The sequence below is a fragment of the Pseudomonas fluorescens genome, from assembly GCF_004683905.1.
In the GTDB taxonomy this organism is placed as follows: Bacteria; Pseudomonadota; Gammaproteobacteria; order Pseudomonadales; family Pseudomonadaceae; genus Aquipseudomonas; species Aquipseudomonas putida_A.
In genome coordinates, this window is record NZ_CP038438.1 from 3134303 (window position 1) to 3153291 (window position 18989).

An 18989-nucleotide genomic window follows, 5' to 3' on the forward strand; every position below is an offset into this window, starting at 1 on the left:
GCTGCACCTGACTCAAGTGTGGCGCTGAACCAGTGATCACAAATACCAGCGATACTCCCGCGCGCTGATCTCTTGCATGAATGCCAGGTAATCCTGACGTTTGTTCTCGCAATACACGTCGACAAACTCGGCGCCCAGTCCCGCACGCAGTTGCGGCTGATGCTGCAAGGCGCGCAGCGCTTCGAGGATTTCCGTCGGAAAATCGATGCCGCTGTTGCGGTCATCGTTGAGGGGCGGGATCGGTTCCTTGCCTGATGCCAGACCATGTTCCAGGCCCACCAGAATTGCCGCCAGCACCAGATACGGGTTGGCGTCGGCGCCGGCCAGACGGTATTCGATGCGCAGGTTTTTCGTGTCGGATTCAGGAATGCGCAGGCAGGCGTCACGATCCTCGTAACCCCAGCTCGCCTTGGTCGCGGTGTTCACCGTGCCGCTCAGGCGGCGCATGGCGTTCTGGTTCGGGGCGAAGATCGGCATGCTGTGCGGCAGCAGATCCAGGCAGCCGGCCACCGCGTGGCGCAGTGCTTGCTGGTGATTGGCGGCCAGCAGGTTGTTGCCAGCCGCGTCATACAGGCTGACATGCACATGCATGCCGCTGCCCGGATGCTCCACGTACGGTTTGGCCATGAAGCTGGCGCGATAGCCATGCTTGAGCGCGACTCCACGGGTACTGCGACAGAACAGCGCCGCCCAGTCGGCAGCGCGCAAACCGTCGTCCAGATGACCGAAATTGATTTCGAACTGCCCCGGCCCCAGCTCGGCGGTGATCACCGTGGCGTCGATGCCCTGAGCTCGCGTTGCTTCTACCATTTCGTCGAGCACCGGGGCGAAACGTGACAGGCGTTCGATGTGCATGTTTGGCTGATCATCGGCGTCGTCGGTCAGCTCGTCGCGAGGGAATTGTGGCAGGCCGTCGCGCAGTTTTTTGTCGAACAGATAGAACTCCAGTTCGAAGGCCACCACCGGGTGAATGCCTTTGCCCGCCAATCGATCCAGCACTTTCGCCAATACCTCGCGGGGTTCGAACTCGATCGGTTTGGCGGTGCCATCGGAGGTAATCAGCATCTGCCCCAGCGGCTGCGCTTCCCAGGTCACAGGCTTGAGCGTGCCCGGCACCAAGCGGCGCACAGCATCCGGGTCGCCGTCGTTGAAGCAGTAATCGCCAATCTTGAACAGACCGCCTTGCACGCCCAGCAGCACGCAGTTTTGCGGCAGTTTCAGCGCACTGCCCGCCGCGACTTTTTCGAGCATGTCCACCGGATAGCGCTTGCCGTAAAAATGCCCCGGAATGTCCAGGGAAATCAGGTCGACATAACGCACCTCGGGGTAGCGTTGGCGAAACGCGCGCACTTCGGCGAGCAGGTCAGAGCAGACAGCGTCCATCGTGTTCATCCTTTGTTGTTGTCAGGTGTAGACCCAGAGCACGCGGGTGAGCTGCCCGGTGCGGTTGCCGTAGCGGCAATGGGTGTGACTGTCGAATTGAAAGCTGTCACCGGCCTTTAAGGTCACCGGCTCGTCGTCGTTGCCCAGCCACAAGGTCAGTTCGCCTTCGAGCACGTAACCGCCCTGCTCCGAGCTGTCGCTCATGTGGCGGTCGCCGCTGCTCGCGCCCGGCTCCAGATGACTTTCAAGCATGGAGAACGAGGCACGCATCTGCGGCGACACCAGAATGTCGGTGATGCCGTTGGCGTAATACAGCGTGCATCGTTCGTCCGGACGGGTGACCCACGGCACTTGTTTGGCTTTGGGCAGGCTGTAGAAATAGGTGGTCGGCACGCCGAGGGTTTCGCTGATCGCGGTGAGGTCGGCCACGGTCGGGCGCGACAAGCCGCGTTCGACTTGCGAGAGAAAGCCCACCGAACGTCCGATCTTGTCGGCCAGCTCTTTAAGGGTGTACTTCTTGTGCTTGCGCAGGTCGTGGATCAGGATCGCCAGCGCAGCGATTTCTTCTTGCTTGTTCATGGTCAAAATCTCATCAAATGCTGTCGCGCAGCCGATACCAGGCCTTGCCGATAGCCTCCAGCGGTGCTGCGAAGTGCTTGCCGCCGGGGAAACGGCCATTGCTCAGGCCCTGGTACAACGCCAATTCATCCGCCTCGCCGAGAATCGCGTCGGACATCGCGCGGGCGGCGGCCAGTGTCGGCAGCACGCCGTGGCCCGAGTAGCCTTGCAGCCAATAGCGATCGCCCTCACGGCCAATGTCAGGCGTGCGTTTGATCGTCAGGTCGATATGCCCGCCCCAAGCGAATTGCAGCTCGACGCCCTTGAGCTGCGGAAACACGCGTTCGAGAAACGGCCGAGTTGCCGCCGCAATGTCCTTGGGCATACCGCCCAGATAAGTGCAGCCACCGCCGAACAACAAGCGGTTGTCCGGCGTGCGACGGAAGTAATCGAGAACGAACTGGTTGTCGGTCACACAGACGTTGCTCGGCAGCAGCGCAGTGGCTTGCTCCGGCATCAGCGGCGCGGTGGCGACTTGATAGGTGCCGACCGGCAGGATGCAGCTGGAGAGTTGCGGGTCGAGTTGATCGAGATAGGCGTTGCAGGCCAGCACCAGCACGTCGGCGTTCACCGAACCGCGCTCGGTATTGACCCGGAAACCGTTGCCCTCCTGCCGATAACTCAACGCTTTGCTTTGCTCATGAATACGCCCGCCGGCATGCTCGATGGCGGCAGCCAGGCCAAGGGCGAGTTTCAGCGGATTGAGATGTGCGCCTTCGGCGTCAAAGAGGCCGGCCTGATAGCGTTCACTGGCGACCCATTGCGGCAGGTCTTCGCGGGGAATGAACTGCAGACCGTCGTGGCCCCACTTATGACTGGCTTCGTGTTGCCACTCAGTCAGCAGGCTGACTCGACGCGGCATCACCGACGTCCACAAATGGCCGGGGCGATAGTCGCAATCGAAACCATGCCGCCCGGGCAATTCACGCAGCTCCTGCGCGGCCCAACGCATGCCGTCCCACAGACGCCTGGCGCGCTCATATCCAAGCGCAGCCTCCAGCGGCGGCATGTCGCACGACCAGCCCAAAATCGCCTGCCCGCCATTACGCCCGGACGCGGCCCACGCCACGCGACTGGCTTCGAGTACGGTGACGCGCTTGCCGGCCAAGGCCAGACGCAACGCGGTGTGCAGCCCACTGAAACCGGCACCGATGATCACCACGTCGGTGTCGTGCGCACCTTCCAGCGCCGGCCGTGTGCTGAGAATATCGGCGCAACTGTGGGCGTAATAGCTGGCGACATGCTGCTGGGACTGCTGAAACATTCGGCGCCTCATGAAATTTATTTCTTATAATTTCATGAAAATCTACAGAACAAATTTCATATCGGCAACCGACAACTGTTTCACTCACACAGATCAATGCTCCAACGCATAACGCCGGCAATGCTCCAGATAACCTTTCTCATGTTTGCCAACCAACTGCACGACACTGGTCCACAACCACGACGGCGCATCCAGGGTCTTCGAGCGACACGCTTGCAGCTCGCGCATCCACGAAGCCCGTGTGCTCATGTCCATCTGCCGGGCATGGGCCAGCCCCACGACGCGGGCCAGATACCCGGCGGCGAGCATCGCGTCGGTCTGGCTCAATTGATCCAGTTCCAGTTTCATGTCTTGCGGCAGCAGTTCGCGGATGAAGAAGCCATGGTCGAGCACCCGGGTGGCGATCATCCGGTTGCCCAGGCCTGGCGAGAGAAAACGCGCACCTTCGACCACACGTTTGCCGTTATCGCGAGGCATCGCGGCGCGGGCCACCCGAGGTGCGGCGGCGGCAATCGCTTCCTTGATATCCAGCAGGCAATATTCCTGATCGTCGCCCTCGCCCACCCCCAGCAACACGGCATAACGCTTGAGCCCCAGCGAACTGCAGCCTTTGACCCAATAGGCCGAGTCGAGCATTTTCACCCGGTCGTCCTTGTTGCGGCCCTTCAATGAGGTCACCAGCGTGTGCAGGTCTGGCGTAGCGCAAAGGGTCTTCAGCGCACTGCGTTCTTCCCGTGACAGCGACCAGAAATGCTTGCCCAGCGGAATAGTTGGTTTGGTGCTCTCGATGCGCTCCTGGGCCAGATGCTTCCAGGTGCGCTGCACCGCGCTGCGCATGCCGGCCTTGACTTGCGCGGGTCTTGGCGGCTCTTTGTCGACATCGTCTTCGAATGCTTGTTCATAGCCGCGCATCATCTCTTCAAGCATGCGCGCGGTGGCGACGCCGGGCAGGTCCGAACCTCGGGCGGCGGTGGCCAAGGACAGCGCCAGGCGTACCAGATCATGCGCGGGGTTGCCGATAACGGTTTGGTCAAGGTCGCGGATGTGGATGTCGATGCGCCCTTTCAGGTCGCCGGTCGGTCCGAGATTGCCGGCGTGACAATCGCCGCAGATCCACACCGCCGGCCCCTTCGGTAAGTTGCGGCCCGGTTGGCTGTGCAGCCACTCATAAAACTGCACCGTACTGCCACGGACATAGGCGTGGGCGGAGCGAGCCATTTTCAGATTGCGCAGTTGTGACAGCGGTTCAAGACGTGCGGAGGGCCGTGGGGTTTTCATGGACGCTTCTTGCAGTGAATGTGTCCTGTTGACCGCCGGCCGCTCGCAAATGTTTCAAAGTATTACAAAGGCAACTCAACCCGCGCCCGCAAGCCACCGCTGCTGCGATTGCTCAAACTCAGTTCGCCGCCCTGCTCGCGCACAATCGCCCGCGCCGCCGACAGCCCGAGCCCGACACCACCGGTTTCCCGGTTGCGCGAGGTTTCCAGGCGGAAAAACGGGTCGAACACCCGCTGCAACGACGCTTCGGGAATTCCCGGCCCGTTGTCACTGACGTCGATGCACACGCTGTAACCGTCGCTGCTCAGCGCGATTGCCGGCTGCTGCGCGTACTTTTCGGCGTTTTCCAGCAGATTGACGATCACCCGTTTGATCCCCAGCGGCCGGCCCTCGTAGACCAGATGCGCCGGGCCGTTGAAATCGATCGCAATGTTCTGGTCGCGGTAGTCGTCAATGATCGTCTGCAACAGTTCCGACAGGTCGAACGCGGTGCTTTGCTCCGGCTGAGTGTCCTCACGAAAGAACGCCAGTGCCGCGTTGATCATCGACTGCATTTCTTCGATGTCGCGGATCAGTTTGCCCTGATGATCAAAGTCCTCCATGAACTCGCTGCGCAGGCGCATACGGGTCAGCGGTGCGCGCAAGTCGTGGGAAATCGACGCGAGCATGTGCGTGCGTTCGCTGATGTAGTGCTGAATCTGCGCCTGCATGGTGTTGAAGGCGATGATCGCCTGGCGGATCTCGTCGGGGCCTTCGACTTTGATCGGCGGCGCACGCAGATCACCGCCAAAACGGCGGGCGGCGCTGGCAAAACGTTGCAGCGGTTTGGCCAGTTGCCTTGTGGCCAGCCAGGCCACCAGCACGGTGGCAATCAGGCCCAGAGCGATGATGATTGCGATGCGCGTGCCGATGTCCAGGCCCCAGGAGCGTTCGGGCGAAGAGAACAACAGCCAACTGGCATCCGGCAGTTGAATCAACGCCGCATAGCGCGCCAGCGGACTGCCGCTCGGCCAGTCAGCGGGATTGAACACTCGAATGTCTCGCTCATCGCCCAACAACTGATGCAACCCTGACGTCTTGTTGGCGATGAGCTGCGTGCCACCCGCTGGCAATCCAAGTTCGTCGCGTTGCGCACTCCACGTCACCTCCTGCGTCGGGCCGGTTGCCGCGTGCGCCAGTTTCGGGCGTAAAGGCGCTGGTGCAGCCTCGATCACTTTGACGGTCGCGGCAATCTGCTCCAGCAACCCGGTACGTTCAATCGGTGGTCGCGCCCAGGTCCCGGCAACCTCCACGAACAGGAAGTTGAGTGCCAGCGACGCGAGCATGGCCGCGACGATGGTCAGGGCGATCCGCCGACTCAGCGGATCACGGCGCAGGAATCGACGGATCATGAACGCGTGACCTTGGCGGTAAACATGTAACCACCGTTGCGCACGGTGCGGATCAGGTCCGGGCGTTTGCTGTCCGGCTCGATCTTGCGCCGCAGGCGGCTGACCTGCACGTCGATGCTGCGATCAAAGGCGTCGTGGCCCTGACCGCGAGACAAGTCGATCAGTTGCTCGCGGGCGAGGATGCGCTGCGGGTGTTCGAGGAATACCACCAGCAGATCGAACTCGCCACCGGACAGCGGAATCATCACGTTTTCCGGGGAGCGCAGCTCGCGACAGGTGATGTCCAGATGCCAACCGGCGAAGGCGATCACCGGCCGTGACGGCTCGCTCGCGGGGCTGACCTGCTCACCGGCGCGGCGCTGCACGGCGCGCAGGCGGGCCAGCAGTTCACGTGGGGCGAACGGTTTGGTGACGTAGTCATCGGCGCCCAGTTCGAGGCCGACAATCCGGTCGCTCAACTCGCCCATGGCGGTCAGCATGATGATCGGAATGCCCATCTGCGCGCGCACTTTCTGGCACAGGCTCAGGCCACCTTCGCCGGGCAGCATCAGGTCGAGAATGATCGTGTCCGGGCGCTGCTGCGCAATTGCCGCCCACATCGCTGCGCCGTCGGCGGCGACATCGACCTCGTAGGCGTGCTGGACGAAGAACTTCTTCAGCAGGGCAAGAATTTCCACGTCATCGTCGACGATCAGCAGTCTGCTCACGGGCACAGGATCCTCAGGCCAAAAAAGAACGCATCTAAAACTATTCTGGCCGGCGGGTCATATATTTCAATCGAGCAACATTCCGTCGTCCCGGACATCAAGCGGACATTCTGCGGCAAAACCCCTCAGGCACCCTGCACGCCATCGACAACCGGGGGGCTTTCAATGAGCGCATTGCACAACCGTTATACCGCCGAGGGCCACGACGCCCGCTATCCGTTGATTCTCAGCCAGCGCACCAGCGCGCCTGAGCAGGATACGCCGCTGTTATTTCAGGAGTTCTGCCTGGGCCTGTCAGATGACCAAAGCCGTATCGTCCTGCGCCGCTATTTCGAGCAGTACGGCCCCGGCGATTCGCAATGGGTCGAGTACGTGCATTCGATACCGACCGCCGACCTGATCCAATGGATCATGAGCCACGGCCAACTGCACATCGAATGCTCGGACAACACCCCGCCGCTCTCCTCCCCAATCACTGCCCGCGCTTGAACGACGCGGGGCAAAAGCGCAAAACAAGGATTCGCATGATCAGAAGCCATTGCTTGATGTCGGTGCTATGTACGGCGTCCCTGAGCCTTTCGGCCTGCAGCAGCAAAACCGTCGAACCGCAGAAGTACACCGGATTTCTGCACGATTACAGCGTGCTCAGCGAACGCCAGACGCCATCGGGGCAGACGGTGCTGGGTTGGGTCAGCCCGGCGCTGGCGCGGGGGCGTTACACCCAGGCCTATCTGGCGCCCAGCCAGTTCTACCCGAGCGCCGCGCCGACCGAGCGGATCCCGCTGAGCACGCTGTCCGGCGTCACCGACTACTACGACGCCGCGCTCAGGCTGGAACTGGGCAAGGTCATGCGCCTGATGCCGCAACCCGGCCCGAACACCCTGACCATCAGACCGGCGATCACCCGCGTCGCCGCCAGCACCCAAGGCTTGCGCTTCTATGAATGGCTACCGGTGACGCTGGTTGCCGCCGGCGTGAGCACCGCCACCGGCATCCGCGATCAGGACAGCGAAATCACCACCGAAGTCTCGTTCGAGGACGGCTCCACCGGCGAAGTGGTCGCCGAAGTCGTGCGCAAGGGCATCGGACTACCGCTGGAAAACGACAAACAGGTGCTGACCGCCGATGACGTCAAGGCTGTTCTCGATGGTTGGGCCGGCGACCTGGGCCAGTCATACCTGGCGATCCGCCGCTAGACATTTTGTGGCGAGGGAGCTTGCTCCCGCTGGACTGCACAGCAGTCCTCCCCAACAGCGGGGCCGCTTCGCGCCCCAGCGGGAGCAAGCTCCCTCGCCACAGTTCATTCGTTGGGTCGGGAGTATTTTTCAGGTGTTTGCAATCGCTGAATCCACTCATGCTCGGGATGCAACCGAACCAGATGTTGCATCAGCCATCGCCGCTCTTCGCGAGATAAATCCGGCAATGCCTGACTGAAATCGGTTTGATCCTTGGGACGCGTGTATTTGGCCTTGAACAGCAGAATCGCCGCAGGCCTGAGATAGGGAATCCCCGTATCACTCAGTGCCACCATCGCGGCGCGTGGATGGACAATCGACGGGTCTCTTTTATAGACCCACGTATCCGTCGTGCCGGATTCAAGCATCAGATCGACTCGCCAGGCATGGGCAACGGCATCAAATCCCCACACCTGGAAAATATTCTCGCCTGGCGTTTGCCCCACCGGCAAAAACGTCAGTTCACCGTCCCGCACGGTATAGAAGTCCAGCTCGGCCAGCGCTTGCCGGAAGCGCTGAAAGTCGTCCCGCAGGAGGGTGAACTCCAGATCGCTGTGCGCATGGGTTGGCCGGCCCAGCCATAAATCCAGCGCCCATCCGCCCACCACGCACCACGGGCGCGAGATGTGTTTCAGCCGTTGCGCCAGTTCTTCCGGCGTCCACGGTTGCCATTCTTGCTGATCAGGAACGGTCATGCGCTCTGCTTCTCGTCACTTGGCTTTCGATTCCGCGCCGTTGCTCAAAATGCCGTGGCAGATCAAACCCAACACACTGCGCATATGCCGGGCATGCGCTTGCCGATTGGGTGCCGTCTCGGTCGCCAGCCGAATAAACGCCATATTCGCGTACTGGTTGAACAACGTCGCCGCCACATCGAGATCGACTGACGCCCGCACCTTGCCCTGCGCCTGAAAATGCCCGAGCAGGGCCTTGGTCTCTTCGATCACCGCCGCATTCCACGGGCTCAACGCCAGCGCCAACTCACCGGTCAGCAGAAACGGCGCCAGTTCACGCCACAACGAGGCCGGCATCGCTTGCAGTTGATAGTCGGTCATCAAGCCTTCGAACTCGCACAACGCCTCCAGCGGATCACTGTCGTCGTCCAGATTGGCCCGGGCATCGCGCATCGCCTGCTCGTCCGGCTGTTTGAGCAAGGCCAGCAGAATCTCCTGTTTGCCACCGAAATAATTGACCACCGTCGGCGCGGAAACCCCAGCCTGGACCGCGATCTGGTCTAGCGTGGTGGCCGCAAAACCATTGGTCTTGAACAGCTCCAGCGCTGCCTGCGCGATGACTTCCCTGCGCTGTTCCTTTTGCCGTTCTCTGAGCCCGCTCATGGTGCTGATGTCCTGTCTTGCTGATCGGCGTCAGCCTACGGATTTCTTTTTTCACCGACAAATATTTTCTTTACAAAAATTTTTTTAAGTGACAAATATTAACCGTGCACCGCTGGAATGAACGCGCACCCACTTGCCCCGTTTCTCTGGAGAACCGCCATGTCCGCCGAATTCGATCCGACCCGCAGCACCCGCGATTACCAGGCCGCCGACGCCGCCCACCACATTCACGCGTTCGTCGATCAGAAGGCCCTCAACGAGGAAGGCCCGCGGGTGATGGTCAGCGGTGATCGCCTCGCGCTGTGGGACAACGACGGCAATCGCTACCTGGACGGCATGTCCGGCCTGTGGTGCACCAACCTCGGTTACGGACGTAAGGATTTGGCCGCCGCTGCGACCGCGCAGCTGCAACAACTGCCCTACTACAACATGTTCTTCCACACCACTCACCCTCAGGTGATCGAGCTCTCCGAGCTGCTGTTCAGCCTGCTGCCCCAGCACTACAGCCACGCGATCTACACCAACTCCGGCTCGGAAGCCAACGAAGTGCTGATCCGCACCGTGCGCAAGTTCTGGCAGGTGATGGGCCAGCCCGAGAAGAAGATCATGATCGGCCGATGGAACGGCTACCACGGCTCGACCCTGGCTGCGACGGCGCTGGGCGGCATGAAATTCATGCACGAAATGGGCGGCACCATCCCTGATGTCGCACACATCGACGAACCGTACTGGTTCGCCCACGAAGGCAACCTCAGCCCGGAAGAATTCGGCCTGCGCGCCGCACGGCAACTGGAAGACAAGATCCTCGAACTGGGCGCCGACAAGGTCGCCGCGTTCGTCGCCGAACCGTTCCAGGGCGCTGGCGGCATGATCATTCCGCCCGCCACCTATTGGCCGGAAATCCAGCGTATCTGCCGCAAATATGATGTGCTGCTGTGCGCCGACGAAGTCATCGGCGGTTTCGGTCGCACCGGCGAATGGTTCGCGCACCAGGCCTTCGGTTTTGAACCGGACACCCTGTCGATCGCCAAAGGCCTGACCTCCGGCTACATCCCCATGGGTGGGTTGATCCTGTCGCGACGCATGGCCGAGGCGTTGGTGGAAAAAGGCGGCGTGTTCGCTCACGGCCTGACCTACTCCGGGCACCCGGTGGCGGCTGCGGTGGCGATTGCCAACCTCAAGGCGCTGCGCGATGAAGGCGTGGTCACTCAGGTGAAAAACGACACCGGTCCTTATCTGCAGAACTGCCTGCGTGAGGTGTTCGGCAACCATCCGCTGGTGGGTGAGGTTCAGGGTGTCGGGCTGGTGGCGGCATTGCAGTTCGCCGAAGACAAAGCCACCCGCAAGCGCTTTGCCAACGAGAACGACATCGCCTGGCGCTGCCGCACCATTGGTTTTGAGGAAGGCCTGATCATTCGTTCGACGCTGGGCCGGATGATCATGGCCCCCGCATTGATCGCCACGCGGGCGGAGCTGGATGAATTGGTCGACAAAACACGAATCGCCGTGGATCGCACGGCTCGCGAGTATGGTGTGCTGTAACACATACCCCTTGTAGGAGTGAGCCTGCTCGCGATAGCGGTGTGTCATTAACATCGATCTAAACTGATCGACCGCTATCGCGAGCAGGCTCACTCCTACAACGGAATCAGGTATGCCTTGAACTCAGCACATCGGCTCAATCAAGCCCAATTGATCCTGCCCATTATCAGCAGACCTTCCCTGATTGTCGGTCTCTCTCGATGGCTTCCTCAACATCACACTTTGCATTGTTGGCACTGCTTTGCGCAGCGAGCGACAGTGCTTTGGCCAATGACTTCTTCGACGACGCCAAAACCGAAGTGCTCAGCCGCAACTTCTTCCTGAGCAACGACTACCGCTCGCCCTCTCCCTCCGGCAAAAACTATAAACAGGAATGGGCCCAGGGCTTTATCGGCACGTTCACCTCTGGCTACACGCCAGGCACTGTCGGATTCGGCATCGATGCCCACGCCTTTCTCGGCCTGAAACTCGATGGCGGCAAAGGACATTCCGGCACGGGTCTGTTGCCGGTCGACAGCAATGGTCGTAGTGAACCGAACTACTCCAGCGCTGGCGGCGCGTTCAAACTGAAAGCTTCGCGCACCACCCTCGCGTTCGGCGAGATGACCGTGGAAACGCCGGTGTTCGACACCTCGGATAAACGCCTGCAACCGGAATACGCCACAGGTTTGCTAGTGAACAGTCGTGAAATCGACAACGTTAACTTCACGGCCGGACACTTCACCGCATTCAAGAATCAGGACAGCTCTTCGAGCCACGGCGACTTTTCCGGTTACGGCGCCACCACCGAGGCTGGCGGAATCAGTTTTCTCGGCGCCGATCTGTTCGGCGACAGTCCGGTGGGTGGATCGCTTTACGCCTCGGACCTGACTGACACCTGGCATCAGTACTACGCCAATCTGCACTTCAAACAGTCCGGCCTGTTGCTCGATGCCAACCTCTACCACACCCGCGATACCGGTCGGGCGCTGGCCGGCGCGATCGACAACACCGCGTTCAGCCTGTCCGGCAAGTACAGTTTCGGCCCGCACGCGGTCATGCTCGGCTGGCAACGCATCAATGGCGACACGCCGTTCGATTTCGTGGCCGGTGACTCGATCTACCTCGCCAACTCGATCAAATACGCCGACTTCAACGGCGCCGGCGAACGCTCCTGGCAAGCACGCTACGACCTCGACCTTGGCGCATTCGGCATCCCTGGCCTGACCTTCATGACCCGCTACGTCTCCGGCGACCACATCGACGGCACCCACGCGCCCAAGGGCGGCGCGTACAACCCGTTCGATGCCGAGACTGGCGACTATCAGCCGCAGCAAGGCGCTGGCGGCAAGCATTGGGAACGGGATATCGATCTGAAATACATCGTGCAATCGGGCACGGCAAAGGACCTGTCGGTGCAGCTGTCGCACGTCTCGCACCGGGCCAACGAGGCACAGGCCGGGGATGATATCGACCGAATTTATGTGGTGATTCAGTACCCGCTAGGGTTCTGATGGCCCGTGATTAACCCCGGACTCAGACCCGAGGTCGCCCTACGAATCCATCGACTGGAAAAACTCCACGAAGCCGCCGACAACGAAGCCCTGCTGGGCATTCAGCAAGTCGTGATGCTCGGCGAACTGACCGTCAACCGCGCCCTCGACAACCTCGACCCGCCCGCCTGAAAACGCGATCCCCTGTAGGAGTGAGCCTGCTCGCGATGGCGGTCGAACAGCCGACTTTGAGGTTAGTGACACACCGGCCATCGCCAGCAGGCTGGCTCCAAACAGGGGATCGAGTGACATTTTGAACATTGCGTGATTTTCGGACGGAAGCCGACCTGCGTTATTGGCTAGCCAAATGCCACTACATCACTTAGTCTGCGCGCCCCGCAAAAACGTTCGGCCAGGAGGGCTTTGATTGGCCTTCGCAACTGAACGTCATCAATCACGCAGATTCAGGGATGTTCATGTTTCATGTCTTCAAAATAGTGGTCGCCGGCCTGCTGGCCTCGCTGCTCAGTGGTTGTATCACCGAAAGCGCGTCATGGGTCAGCGAACCATTGCAGGCCAAGGCCAATGAGCCTGTGGCTTATCTGATCGGGTCTATCGGGCCGCGCTCGCTCAAACTGTCTCCGGCGGATAACCAACGCCTGTTTATACGCAAACGTGGCTCCCAGTACGGCGCTGCCGGTATCTGGAAAATGGCCGGTGCCTATTCAACGCCGCAGGATATTCAGGACGCTAACGGTGCCGCGAGTGTCTTCGTCCTTGCTTTGAAACCGGGCGACTACGAGTTCTACGATTTCCAGTTCTTCTCTGCGCGATACACACCGGGGCTTGGCACCGTTTACAGTTCGATGGAAGCGCGTGAGAAATTCAACCTTCCGCTACGTCTTGAAGCCGGAAAAGCCTATTACATGGGCGAATATCGCTCGCTCTGCCTCAACGGCATCGGCTGCACCTTCCTCTGGCGCGATCAGCGCGCCCGCGACGCCGTGATCGCCCAGCGCCAGGTTCCCGGACTACCACCTCTGCAATCACTGAAGCTCGATCTGAAAAGCGCCGAACCCTATATTTTTGCCGATACCCCGCCGGGTGTTGCCGCGGACATCAAACCATGAAAAAAATCACCACGCTTGCCACCGTCGCTCTGCTGGCCGGTTGTACCGCCACCAACACCTTGCCAGAGCGCACACTGGCCGACGGACAGGATTATCTGGCACCGATCCACGTCATGATCGACGACCCTCTGCAGTCTTCGTCGTTGCGCAATCATCTGCGCGAAACTGGCGTATTTCGCAACGTCGAAACCGGGTCCGGCCAAAACGATGCGTACAACGTCCAAGTCAAATTGAACATGCAACGCGAGTTCCCGCCGTTCCCGGTGGTGTTGTTGAGTTGCGCCACACTGTTCATGCTGCCGCTTTCGAAGGAATACGACACGCAGGCCGAGTTCTCGGTGTATCAAGGCGACAAGCGCCTCAAGCAGTACACCTATCGCAATAACACCCAGAAATACACCTGGTTGCTCGACCAGGGTGGCGAGCTGGAAGGACAGAACCTCAGCCGTATTGCACGGGCCTTTGCCCAGGACGTTCAACATGACCGGTTGATCCCTGTCGTGGGAAGTGCCCAATGAAGCTGGCCTTGATCAAGAACGGCGCCATGCTCAGTGCGCTAATGGCACTCGGCGGTTGCGCCAACACCCTGCCGCCCCTCGATTATCACGCTACGCAAGCCTATGTGCCGGTGACGTTGAGCCTGGGCCCGGCCAATACCCGGCACGAAGAATATCGTCAGCGTGAAACCATTTCTGCATTGAAAGACTCCGGTGCGTTTTCCATGCTCGACGGCGGTTACACCCGCAACGGCTACAGCCTGCTGATTACCCAGCCGTGGTCGGGCGAAACCCATTATCTGGCCATGTTCAATGTTCTGACCCTGTTCACCCTCCCAGTGCCTTATCACTACCAGGACAACTTGCGCAGCTCGGTCTTCAAGGACGGTAAACTGCTCAAGACCTATAACTATTCCCGCGAAGGCTGGAGCGTGATGGCGTGGTACGTGCCGATCCCGAACAACAAAAACAAGCAGCAGATGCTGGATCAGTTTCTGGGAGAGTTGGAGAAGGACAAGCTGATTCCCTATCAGCCTTGACCGTTGCGCCGCGACAGCAAGCATCACTGCGGCGAGGACGGGAATTTATTGGCGGAAGGCAGCCGGAGTCGAACCTGCCCGGGAACGGATGCCGTCCCCAACCGGGTTTGAAGCCCGGCCGCGCCACCGGGCGCGATTGCCTTCCTTTGAACTCAGGGTGCGTCGGCACTGGCCAGCGCGTTGTCGTGGCGGATCACCCGGGATTCGCCGATGCGCCGGGTCAGGCCGAGGCGATCGAAGTATTCCAGGTACTGAATACAGCGTTTGCGTCCCAAGCCTAGCGCATCACGGAAGGTTGTCACCTGGATCGACGGATTTTCCTGTTCCAGCTGCAACAGAATGTTGGCCATGCGCCGCAGTTGCCCGTCAGACAGAAACAGATCGCGCACCACTTGGTGCATCAATCCCAAGCGCGCCAGTTTGCGCAACAGCAGGCGCACCATCGCATCTTCCACGCCCAACACTTTGGCGACATCACGTACCCACGGCGGATCAAACCCGGCCTGCTCGAACAGCGGCTGCATGCGCTGCCACAGGGTTTCGTCTTCAGCACTCAAACGCACCTGATGATCGGGCAAATGCAACCACGGCCCGCTGGCGTTGATCGCCCCGGCAGCGCGCAGCTCTTCCAGCAGGCTGACAAAGGTCGAGCGCTCCAGCGCCGTCCCACTGAAGCGTCGCAGGCGATCGCGATCCGGTCCCATCTGGTCCGGTTCCAGCTCGTGCAATTTCGCCAGTTGCTCCAGCAGGGTGAACTTCAACTGCCCCCAGCGCTGCACGTTGAACAGCACCGGTCCCTGGCGGGTGTCGATCAGGCGCACATTGGCTGGTAGCGCCCAGTCTTCACGCTGACGATTGAACTGGCGCTCAATTCGTTGCGGATCGAGGCCGCCAGCGCTGTGGTCGAGCAGCAGTGGTAACGCTTGTTCAAGACTGTCGCTGCCGGCCAGGGCCTGCAGTTGCGCCAGCCGTTCCGGGCTGCGGCGCTGACGAGCCGGGGCGAACGGGTCGAGTACCTGACCGCCACCGAGGGTGCGTTGCGCGCTGTGGTCACGCAGGATCAGGCGATCGCCCTTCACCGCGTGCACCGGGGCGTTGATCAGCAATTGCGCGAACATGCGCTGACCGGGACTCAAGCGCGGGCCTTCGAGCAACGCCACGCGGGCGATGAAGTCTTGCGTACCGAGGTGCACATGTACCGGGTGAAAGTGATCGAAGGTGCGCTCACCGGGCAACAACTGAAACTCGATATCGACCCGTTGCGTCGGTGCGTGCAGCCATTCGGCCAACAGCCATTGGCCGCGATGGATCTGCTCCAGGGTCAATCGATCGCCACTGATGTTCAGCGCCACCCGTTGCCCGGCGAAGGCCTGCTCGGCGGCCTGATTTTGCGCGTGCAGTCCTCGCACCCGCACCGATTTCCCGGACGGCCCGAGGGCCAGTTTGTCCCCGACTGACACCGTCCCCGACAACGCCGTGCCAGTCACCACAATCCCGGCGCCCGCCACGCTGAAGGCGCGGTCGATGGCCAGGCGCAAACCACCTTCGCGGCTGCGCTCATGCACTTCGCTTTGAATCTGCAGCAAGCTCTGGCGCAGTTCATCGACGCCCTGCCCGGTCACGCTCGACACCGCCAGCGTCGGCGCATCGGCGAATGGCCCGGCTTCGAGCAGATCGAGAACCTGGCGCTGCACCTCCTCCACCCTGCCCGCTTCAACCCGATCGCATTTGGTGATCGCCACCAGCGCCCGGGGAATGCCCAGCAACTGAACAATCGCCAGATGCTCCCGGGTCTGCGGCATCACCCCGTCGTCCGCCGCCACCACCAGCAACACCAGATCAATGCCCTGCGCCCCGGCAAGCATGTTGTGGGTGAATTTCTCGTGGCCCGGCACGTCGATGAACCCGGTCAGCCCGGCACCGGCTTCCAGTTCCGCGTAGAGATAACCGAGGTCGATGGTCATCCCACGCTCGCGCTCCTGCGGGCGGCGGTCGCCGGTTTGCCCGGTCAGCGCTTGCAGCAGCGAGGTCTTGCCGTGGTCGATGTGCCCGGCGGTGCCGACGATCACGACTCGACCTGCAACTGCGGCAACTGCGCCAGCCACGCCGGTTCATCGTCGAGTTGCCGTAGATCGAGCCACAGCGCATCGTCGTCAATTCGACCCAGCACCGGAATCGGCAAATTGCGCAACGCAGCTTCTAGATTCAGCAGACAACGCCCGCGCAAACGCTTGGACACTTGCGGGCGCAAGCACAGCGCCGCACTCGGCAACCGCGCCACCGGTTGGCTGCCGCTGCCGATCATGCCCAGCGCTTTCACTGCACTGACATTCCACGGTTCGCCGATAACCTGTACCAGTGCCGGTAGCAGGCGCTCGGCCTGGGCGAGGATCTCGGCTTGCGGGCGAGTCAACAGCCGCAAACTCGGCAGACGTTCGGCGAGGCGATCCGGGTCGCGATACAAACCCAGCACCGCCTCCAGTGCCGCCAGGGTCAACTTGTCGACCCGCAAGGCGCGCTTCAGCGGGTTCTTCTTGATCTTCGCGATCAAGTCTCTGCGCCCGACTATCAACCCGGCCTGCGGCCCGCCGAGCAATTTGTCGCCGCTGAAGGTGACGATGTCCGCACCATCGAGCAGCGCCTGGCGCACTGTGGGTTCCGCCGGCAGACCCCAGCGGGTCAAGTCCAGCAGACTGCCGCTGCCCAGATCCTCCAGCAGCGGCAAGCCGTGCCGATGGGCCAGCTCGGCCAGTTCGGCGGTGGGCACCCGGGCGGTAAAGCCTTCGATGCTGTAGTTGCTCGCATGCACGCGCATGATCAAACCACTGCGCGGGCTGATCGCTGCTTCGTAGTCGCGGGCGTGGGTGCGGTTGGTGGTGCCGACTTCATGCAGGCGCACGCCGGCGCGGGCCATGATGTCGGGGATGCGGAACGCGCCACCGATTTCGATCAGTTCGCCGCGCGAGATGATGCCTTCCTTGCGCGCGCCGAGGCTGTTCAGCGTCAGCAACACCGCAGCGGCATTGTTGTTGACCACGGTAACGGCTTCGGCGCCGGTCAGTTCGCGGATCAGGCCTTCGATCAGGTCGTCGCGATCACCGCGTTTGCCACTGGCTAGGTCGAATTCCAGATTGAGCGGATAACGGGCGGCCATCTGCACCGCGTCGATGGCTTCATCCGGCAACAGCGCCCGGCCAAGATTGGTGTGCAGCACCGTGCCGGTCAGGTTGAACACCCGCCGCACGTTGCTGCGCTGCTGCTGGGCCAGACGCTCACCAACCCGCCCGGCGAGCACGTCGGGGCTGATTTCAACGGCTGACAATTGGCCGTTCAACACGCTGGAACGCAACTCATCTAGCAGCTGGCGCAAACTGGCCAGCAACGACTCGCGACCATAACGCTCGGCCAACGGCAAACACGCCGGGTGACGCAACAAACCATCAATGGAAGGCAACCGCAGGGCAACACTCGAAGACATCAGCCACTCCCGAAAACAAGACTCTCCGGCATGACCTGACGCAACGCGTCTAAATACAGCACACCGGCCCCCAATTGTGGGAGCGGGCTTGCTCGCGAATGCGGTGAGTCAGCCACAAATGATCTGACTGACACGGCCCCTTCGGGAGCAAGCCCCTCTCACAAGTTTTTCAGGAGTGTAGACGCTCTGGTCATTCGTCTCCCGGCGCCAGCATCAGATTCGGTGCCAGACGCTGAAAACCGTCCTGCGCCAGACGCATGTCGAGCAGCAGGCTGGTGAGATCCGCCGACAGCGCTTCGCCTTCGGCATCGTTTTCCAGGTACACAAGCTTCAGGTAGCTGTTGCAGCCCGGGCACACCTCCGCCCGAATCGGCGCCTGATTGGCAGCGTGGCGATCATCCTCAAGGCTCAGGTAATCCAGCCCCTTGCTGGACTCGCAATACACGCACTTGACCCGCACCACATGCCATTCGCAGGCGCACAGCGAACACACCAGATAACGCAGACCATTGTGTTTGCCGCGATGACGAATGACTCCGGCCATCGCCGGTGAACCACAGCCCGGGCACTGGCTGAGGCTGTCGCCGGGTTTCAGTTGCAGGTTCGCTGCGCTGAGCAGCCAATGGCTCCACGCCGCTTGCAGGCCGGCGCCGAGGAACGGCACCAGCGCCGCCGGCACCATTGAATACTGACCGCTGACCAGCGCCACAGCCCACGCGCGCAATTGTCCGGCACTGGCACCGCGCAATGTGGCGAGCGCGTCGACTACGGCGGGTTGCTCGGGCGCCACGTAACGTTGCAATAAAGCATCCAGATAAGCCTGCCAAGCGTCTTCGCGCACCAGTGTGTCGGCGGCGAACGGCGGTAAACCATGTTGCTGACAGGCTTCGATCCTTTGCTGATCAAACGATGCCGTCAGCGGCGGATCATCGAAAACCTGCTGCTGAGCCCGGCACAATCCGGCGATCAGTCGCAGGTAATCGGCCAGCGGATGCCCGTGAGCCAATTGCTCCAGGCGCTGGGCGCGCAAGGTGAACAGGTTGTGCGGCGGCAGGTGCAGAAACGGCGGCGAACTGGCCGCCGCTTCGATTTCCCCGGGTTCAAGAATAGTTGCCAAA

At 61.3% G+C, this 18989-nt stretch carries 19 protein-coding genes and 1 tRNA gene; 8 read left to right on the forward strand and 12 right to left on the reverse strand.

What is annotated here, in order from left to right; all coding sequences use genetic code 11:
• Positions 1–36: 36 nt before the first annotated feature.
• From E4T63_RS14295 to E4T63_RS14320, 6 genes are all read right to left on the reverse strand, one after another.
• Entirely contained in the window at positions 37–1383 is a 1347-nt protein-coding gene (locus E4T63_RS14295; RefSeq protein WP_135295832.1) for a glutamine synthetase family protein, read from the reverse strand.
• Between the two features lie 21 nt (positions 1384–1404).
• A complete protein-coding gene (locus tag E4T63_RS14300) occupies positions 1405–1962 on the reverse strand; it encodes a helix-turn-helix domain-containing protein (RefSeq protein WP_135295833.1) in 558 nt (185 codons plus the stop codon).
• A gap of 13 nt (positions 1963–1975) precedes the next feature.
• Complete coding sequence (locus tag E4T63_RS14305) at positions 1976–3265, reverse strand: NAD(P)/FAD-dependent oxidoreductase (protein ID WP_135295834.1); 1290 nt, start codon at positions 3263–3265, stop codon at positions 1976–1978.
• A gap of 93 nt (positions 3266–3358) precedes the next feature.
• Entirely contained in the window at positions 3359–4543 is a 1185-nt protein-coding gene (locus tag E4T63_RS14310; RefSeq protein ID WP_098964055.1) for a DUF2252 family protein, read from the reverse strand.
• A gap of 62 nt (positions 4544–4605) precedes the next feature.
• Positions 4606–5934, reverse strand: a complete 1329-nt coding sequence (locus tag E4T63_RS14315) for an ATP-binding protein (protein ID WP_135295835.1) — start codon at positions 5932–5934, stop codon at positions 4606–4608.
• The gene (locus tag E4T63_RS14320; RefSeq protein ID WP_135295836.1) at positions 5931–6641 is read right to left on the reverse strand and encodes a response regulator; all 711 of its coding nucleotides are present in this window, start codon (positions 6639–6641) and stop codon (positions 5931–5933) included. The genes E4T63_RS14315 and E4T63_RS14320 overlap by 4 nt, the downstream gene beginning before the upstream one ends.
• Before the next feature lie 165 nt (positions 6642–6806).
• Here E4T63_RS14320 and E4T63_RS14325 point away from each other — a divergent pair, with 165 nt between their 5' ends.
• Positions 6807–7130: a hypothetical protein gene (locus E4T63_RS14325; protein WP_097089845.1), complete on the forward strand. Its 324-nt coding sequence runs from the start codon at positions 6807–6809 to the stop codon at positions 7128–7130.
• Positions 7131–7186: 56 nt separating this feature from the next.
• Positions 7187–7837 carry a DUF3313 domain-containing protein gene (locus E4T63_RS14330; RefSeq protein WP_432431694.1) on the forward strand — a complete coding sequence of 217 codons (651 nt, stop codon included), beginning with the start codon at positions 7187–7189 and terminating at the stop codon, positions 7835–7837.
• A 104-nt stretch (positions 7838–7941) separates the two neighbouring features.
• On the opposite strand, the gene E4T63_RS14340 is transcribed toward E4T63_RS14330, so the two are convergent.
• A complete protein-coding gene (locus E4T63_RS14340) occupies positions 7942–8571 on the reverse strand; it encodes a nucleotidyltransferase domain-containing protein (protein WP_135295838.1) in 630 nt (209 codons plus the stop codon).
• A gap of 15 nt (positions 8572–8586) precedes the next feature.
• Positions 8587–9213, reverse strand: coding sequence for a TetR/AcrR family transcriptional regulator (locus E4T63_RS14345; RefSeq protein ID WP_135295839.1), 627 nt, complete (start codon positions 9211–9213; stop codon positions 8587–8589).
• A 159-nt stretch (positions 9214–9372) separates the two neighbouring features.
• Here E4T63_RS14345 and E4T63_RS14350 point away from each other — a divergent pair, with 159 nt between their 5' ends.
• The 6 genes from E4T63_RS14350 to E4T63_RS14370 all read left to right on the forward strand — a co-directional run bounded on the left by E4T63_RS14350 (position 9373) and on the right by E4T63_RS14370 (position 14393).
• Positions 9373–10755 carry an aspartate aminotransferase family protein gene (locus E4T63_RS14350; RefSeq protein WP_135295840.1) on the forward strand — a complete coding sequence of 461 codons (1383 nt, stop codon included), beginning with the start codon at positions 9373–9375 and terminating at the stop codon, positions 10753–10755.
• A 200-nt stretch (positions 10756–10955) separates the two neighbouring features.
• Positions 10956–12248 (forward strand): OprD family porin, encoded by a 1293-nt coding sequence (locus E4T63_RS14355; RefSeq protein WP_135295841.1) that lies wholly within the window; start codon positions 10956–10958, stop codon positions 12246–12248.
• A 6-nt stretch (positions 12249–12254) separates the two neighbouring features.
• Positions 12255–12419, forward strand: a complete 165-nt coding sequence (locus E4T63_RS28535; RefSeq protein ID WP_167797054.1) for a hypothetical protein — start codon at positions 12255–12257, stop codon at positions 12417–12419.
• Positions 12420–12703: 284 nt separating this feature from the next.
• Positions 12704–13357 (forward strand): hypothetical protein, encoded by a 654-nt coding sequence (locus tag E4T63_RS14360; RefSeq protein WP_135295842.1) that lies wholly within the window; start codon positions 12704–12706, stop codon positions 13355–13357.
• A complete protein-coding gene (locus E4T63_RS14365) occupies positions 13354–13875 on the forward strand; it encodes a hypothetical protein (protein WP_098964065.1) in 522 nt (173 codons plus the stop codon). The genes E4T63_RS14360 and E4T63_RS14365 overlap by 4 nt, the downstream gene beginning before the upstream one ends.
• Positions 13872–14393: a hypothetical protein gene (locus tag E4T63_RS14370; protein ID WP_098964066.1), complete on the forward strand. Its 522-nt coding sequence runs from the start codon at positions 13872–13874 to the stop codon at positions 14391–14393. The genes E4T63_RS14365 and E4T63_RS14370 overlap by 4 nt, the downstream gene beginning before the upstream one ends.
• A gap of 49 nt (positions 14394–14442) precedes the next feature.
• Here the strand turns inward: E4T63_RS14370 and E4T63_RS14375 are convergent.
• From E4T63_RS14375 to fdhE, 4 genes are all read right to left on the reverse strand, one after another.
• Positions 14443–14538: transfer RNA gene (locus E4T63_RS14375), tRNA-Sec, on the reverse strand.
• A gap of 7 nt (positions 14539–14545) precedes the next feature.
• Positions 14546–16462, reverse strand: coding sequence for a selenocysteine-specific translation elongation factor (gene selB / locus E4T63_RS14380; RefSeq protein ID WP_135296928.1), 1917 nt, complete (start codon positions 16460–16462; stop codon positions 14546–14548).
• Positions 16459–17871 (reverse strand): L-seryl-tRNA(Sec) selenium transferase, encoded by a 1413-nt coding sequence (gene selA / locus E4T63_RS14385; protein WP_135295843.1) that lies wholly within the window; start codon positions 17869–17871, stop codon positions 16459–16461. Before selA ends, selB begins: the two co-directional genes overlap by 4 nt.
• A gap of 190 nt (positions 17872–18061) precedes the next feature.
• Positions 18062–18988, reverse strand: a complete 927-nt coding sequence (gene fdhE / locus E4T63_RS14390) for a formate dehydrogenase accessory protein FdhE (protein WP_135295844.1) — start codon at positions 18986–18988, stop codon at positions 18062–18064.
• Position 18989: the final 1 nt, after the last annotated feature.

Excerpts from the sequence above, each read along its gene's own strand:
- E4T63_RS14370 (WP_098964066.1), top strand. The coding sequence starts at position 13,872 with ATGAAGCTGGCCTTGATCAAGAACGGCGCCATGCTCAGTGCGCTAATG.
- E4T63_RS14315 (WP_135295835.1), bottom strand. The coding sequence starts at position 5,934 with ATGATCCGTCGATTCCTGCGCCGTGATCCGCTGAGTCGGCGGATCGCC.
- E4T63_RS14360 (WP_135295842.1), top strand. The coding sequence starts at position 12,704 with ATGTTTCATGTCTTCAAAATAGTGGTCGCCGGCCTGCTGGCCTCGCTG.
- E4T63_RS14295 (WP_135295832.1), bottom strand. The coding sequence starts at position 1,383 with ATGGACGCTGTCTGCTCTGACCTGCTCGCCGAAGTGCGCGCGTTTCGC.
- E4T63_RS14350 (WP_135295840.1), top strand. The coding sequence starts at position 9,373 with ATGTCCGCCGAATTCGATCCGACCCGCAGCACCCGCGATTACCAGGCC.
- E4T63_RS14345 (WP_135295839.1), bottom strand. The coding sequence starts at position 9,213 with ATGAGCGGGCTCAGAGAACGGCAAAAGGAACAGCGCAGGGAAGTCATC.
- E4T63_RS14325 (WP_097089845.1), top strand. The coding sequence starts at position 6,807 with ATGAGCGCATTGCACAACCGTTATACCGCCGAGGGCCACGACGCCCGC.
- E4T63_RS14300 (WP_135295833.1), bottom strand. The coding sequence starts at position 1,962 with ATGAACAAGCAAGAAGAAATCGCTGCGCTGGCGATCCTGATCCACGAC.
- E4T63_RS14365 (WP_098964065.1), top strand. The coding sequence starts at position 13,354 with ATGAAAAAAATCACCACGCTTGCCACCGTCGCTCTGCTGGCCGGTTGT.
- E4T63_RS14305 (WP_135295834.1), bottom strand. The coding sequence starts at position 3,265 with ATGTTTCAGCAGTCCCAGCAGCATGTCGCCAGCTATTACGCCCACAGT.
- E4T63_RS14340 (WP_135295838.1), bottom strand. The coding sequence starts at position 8,571 with ATGACCGTTCCTGATCAGCAAGAATGGCAACCGTGGACGCCGGAAGAA.
- E4T63_RS14330 (WP_432431694.1), top strand. The coding sequence starts at position 7,187 with ATGTCGGTGCTATGTACGGCGTCCCTGAGCCTTTCGGCCTGCAGCAGC.
- selA (WP_135295843.1), bottom strand. The coding sequence starts at position 17,871 with ATGTCTTCGAGTGTTGCCCTGCGGTTGCCTTCCATTGATGGTTTGTTG.
- E4T63_RS14310 (WP_098964055.1), bottom strand. The coding sequence starts at position 4,543 with ATGAAAACCCCACGGCCCTCCGCACGTCTTGAACCGCTGTCACAACTG.
- E4T63_RS14355 (WP_135295841.1), top strand. The coding sequence starts at position 10,956 with ATGGCTTCCTCAACATCACACTTTGCATTGTTGGCACTGCTTTGCGCA.